Genomic DNA, 3293 nt, shown 5'->3' on the forward strand with positions numbered 1-3293 from the left:
AGTGGAATCCGGTCCGCCAATCCGCGACCGTCGCCTTGCTGATCGCGTCAGGGGCCGATCCGAACGCCGTCGATCAAAACGGCGTCACGCCTTTGCATCGCGCCGTTAGAACGCGCTGCGGGGCAGCGGCGAGCACACTCCTTGACGGCGGCGCCGACGCTCTGCTCAAGAACGGGAATGGTTCGACGCCAATGTTTCTTGCGACGCGGCCGACCGGCCGCGGCGGCAGCGGCTCGCCAGAGGCAAAGGCGCAGCAGGCGGAGATCATGCGACTGCTTGAGCGCTATGGCGCGACGCCATAGACGCAACGCCTTGTCTCAGACTGATCCTAGACTGTCAGCAATGGGGCCGTAGCGCCCTGCCAGAAACCCGCTATCACGAGCCGGCGAAATTGCTGTTTCGACGGGTACCAGGCGCCTGATTTTAACCACTAGGTCCCGGCAGCGGGGTCTGCCCGTTTCACGTCGCCGAGCCATGTCAGCCAAAACGTCTTCTTGCGGACCGGCAACCCCGACGGCATCGGCCGAAAGATGAAGCCGAGCCGGGCGAAGACCAGCCCACAAGCAAGCGCGAAAGCGCAGCCAAGGCCGAAGCCGGCGACGGTGTCGCTGGGATAGTGCGCGCCAACGAAGATCCGTGTCGAGGCAATGCAGGCGGTGATCGCCAGGGCGACGTACCAGCGCCTTGGGAACAACAGCAGGGCAATCCCGAACACGGCGCCCATGGTCGTTGCATGGCCGGACGGGAAGCCGGCGAAGCGCGCATCGAAAGCGAATGGATGCAGCGACAACACCCCGAATTGATTGAAATACATCGGCCGAGCCCGGCCGATCGCGTATTTCAGCACATTGACGGTCAGGCCGGACAGGCCGACGGCGCCCAGCACCAGGAAAGCCAGGCAGGTCCAGTTGTAGGCGAGCATCAGCGAACGCCTTGAAAGGCTTCGCCAGTCCGTCAGGTTCGCGGCGACGAGCAAAAGCGCCGACGGAATGAGATACCAGCCACCCAGGCCGAACTGCGTGAAAAAATCGGCCAGGCGGACGAACCCCGGCGACCATTGGTCGCGAAGCATTCCCGCAGGGGTGTCGAGGCGAACAAATGCTGCTGCCGTCAGCAAAACCCACACCAGCACCCAGACCGACCACAAAATGTTCGGGTATCTGGCCGGGCGAGCGGCAAAGCGCTTTCTTGCGATCTGCATCGTATCGCGAAAATTGTCGACCGATCGGCGCCCCACTCCAAGGAGCATAGCGGAAACGGAAGGGCGCGATTTCACCAGCATTTGAAATTCGACCCTGTCATTGACGAGCCGTCATTGGGCCACACGATAAAGGCCAAGCGACAGTTTGTCTCCCGACGAATAGTTGAGGCCGTCAACTTCGGCAACGCGGATCGCCGACTTGCCTTGCGCCGCCAGCAGTCCATTCAGTTTTTGCTCATCCCCGACCTGTGTCAGCGCCAGCGCGCAGGCCGGATCGCTAAGCAGATGTTTGGCGACGCCATCGACATCGGTCAGCACGGTCTTGGTGCCCACCAGGAACACCAGGCTCGGCTCGTGATATTCCGCCGAGGCGAGCACCGTGGTGTCGCAAGGCTTGTTGGCGCGGACCGCGGCCTCGATGGCCGGGCTCAGCCAGATCGGCTTCAGCGATGGCGCGATGACGCCGAACAACAGCCCGTAGGTGATGCCGGCACACACCGCGATGGCGCCGATGCGGCGCAGCGGCACTTGCAGCTGCCGCGAAAAAGCGAAATAGCCCGCCCCCAGTGCCGCCACGGCCGCCGGAATGCTCCACCAGGAGAAGGTGCCGGTGAGGTAGATCGGCGCTCCGATGCAGACAGCCGCCAGGCCGAGGCTGACCACGGCAAGACCGAACGCGGTCGACCACCACAACCAATTCTGCCAGCGCCTGAGCGGCGCATTCGCCTCCTGCGGCGACAAAGTCAAAAGCCAGCCGATCAGCAGCGCCATGCCGGGATAGGCCGGCAGGACATAGTGCGGCAGCTTGGTCGGGATCAGCTCGAACACCAGCCAGAACGGAATGTACCAGGCGAGGCAGAAACGCAGCCGGGGATCGTCGCGCAGACGGTTGAGGGCTTGGAGCCCGGCGCCGACCGCGATCAGGCCGAAGGGCCACATGAACAGCGAATAGGTCAGCATGTAGAAACCGGGCGGCAGGCCGTGCGATTCCTCGCCCGCGGCGACCTTGGCCACCATGTCCTTGCCGACGGCATCCTGGAGAAAGGCGCCGCCGCTCTTCCAGGTGATGAGAACAACCCAAGGCAGCACGATAAGAAGCACCAGAGCGACACCGCGCACGAGCTTCAGCTTCAAAAGCCATCGCCAGTCGCGTTCGAAAGCAAACAGCGTGGCGACCGTCAGCACCGACAACAGCGGAGCGACAGGCCCCTTGATGAGGATCCCCAGGCCTTGAGCCGCCCAGAAGATCCACGGCAGATGGGCCGCTACCGGTTCGTTCCGGCGCGCTGCCAGATAGATCTGGGCGAGCGCGCCTTGCGCCGCCACGCAGCAGGCCAGCAGCATGGCGTCGGTCTTGGCGTCGCGGCCCTCGAAGGCGGTGGCGAAGATTGCCGCCATCATCAGACCGGCGGCGAGACCGGCATTGGCCCCGAAGAGCTTCGTGCCCGTCCAGGCAATGCCGACGACGGCCAAGGCAATGCCAAGCATGGAGACGAGGCGGTAGACCCAGATCGGCGCCGCTGCCCCCTCGCCGCTCAGCGCCACGGCCGTCGATTGCAGCCAGTAGATGCCGATCGGCTTCTTGTAGCGTGAGGCATCCTGAAAACGGATGTCGACATAGTCGCCGGTTTCGACCATCTGCTTGGTGGCCTGGACAAAACGCGACTCGTCGCGGTCGATTGGTGGAAGGCTCATCAGCCCACTGAGCGTCATCAGCAGGCTGAACAGAAAGAGGATGAGATAGTTCCTGTTCATCGCGGAGCTTTCCGGATCTGATCTGCGGGATGGCCCCGTCGCGGCGCTTCAGGCCCTGCCCCTGCGCGGCGCCTCAATACGCCAGCCAAAACGGCGAAGCAAGGATTCGCAACACCATCCGCGCGGGACGCAAAACCGGATTCCACTTTTGCTGATCGCGCTTGGATGCTAAACGCCCGCGTTCATGCACGCCCGAGCCACAGCGGCCGGGCGCTTTCGGGAAAGAAACAATGTCCGCCTTCAAATCCGATTTCCTGCGCACGATGAGCGAGCGCGGTTTCATCCACCAGACTTCGGATGATGCCGGCCTCGACGCTATCTTCGCCAAGGAGACGGT

General features: G+C 63.3%; 3 protein-coding genes. 1 reads left to right on the forward strand and 2 read right to left on the reverse strand.

All coding sequences use genetic code 11. The features are described from left to right. The coding region (locus tag EN993_RS33360) for an ankyrin repeat domain-containing protein (RefSeq protein WP_164757976.1) at positions 1-302 on the forward strand (302 nt) is incomplete at its 5' end. 128 nt (positions 303-430) lie between these two features. On the opposite strand, the gene EN993_RS33365 is transcribed toward EN993_RS33360, so the two are convergent. After that, positions 431-1201 carry a phosphatase PAP2 family protein gene (locus EN993_RS33365; protein ID WP_245469044.1) on the reverse strand — a complete coding sequence of 257 codons (771 nt, stop codon included), beginning with the start codon at positions 1199-1201 and terminating at the stop codon, positions 431-433. A 111-nt stretch (positions 1202-1312) separates the two neighbouring features. After that, the gene (locus EN993_RS33370; RefSeq protein WP_127266008.1) at positions 1313-2956 is read right to left on the reverse strand and encodes a glycosyltransferase family 39 protein; all 1644 of its coding nucleotides are present in this window, start codon (positions 2954-2956) and stop codon (positions 1313-1315) included. Positions 2957-3293 lie beyond the last annotated feature (337 nt).

This window comes from Mesorhizobium sp. M7D.F.Ca.US.004.01.2.1 (assembly GCF_003997785.1).
Classification (GTDB): Bacteria; Pseudomonadota; Alphaproteobacteria; order Rhizobiales; family Rhizobiaceae; genus Mesorhizobium; species Mesorhizobium loti.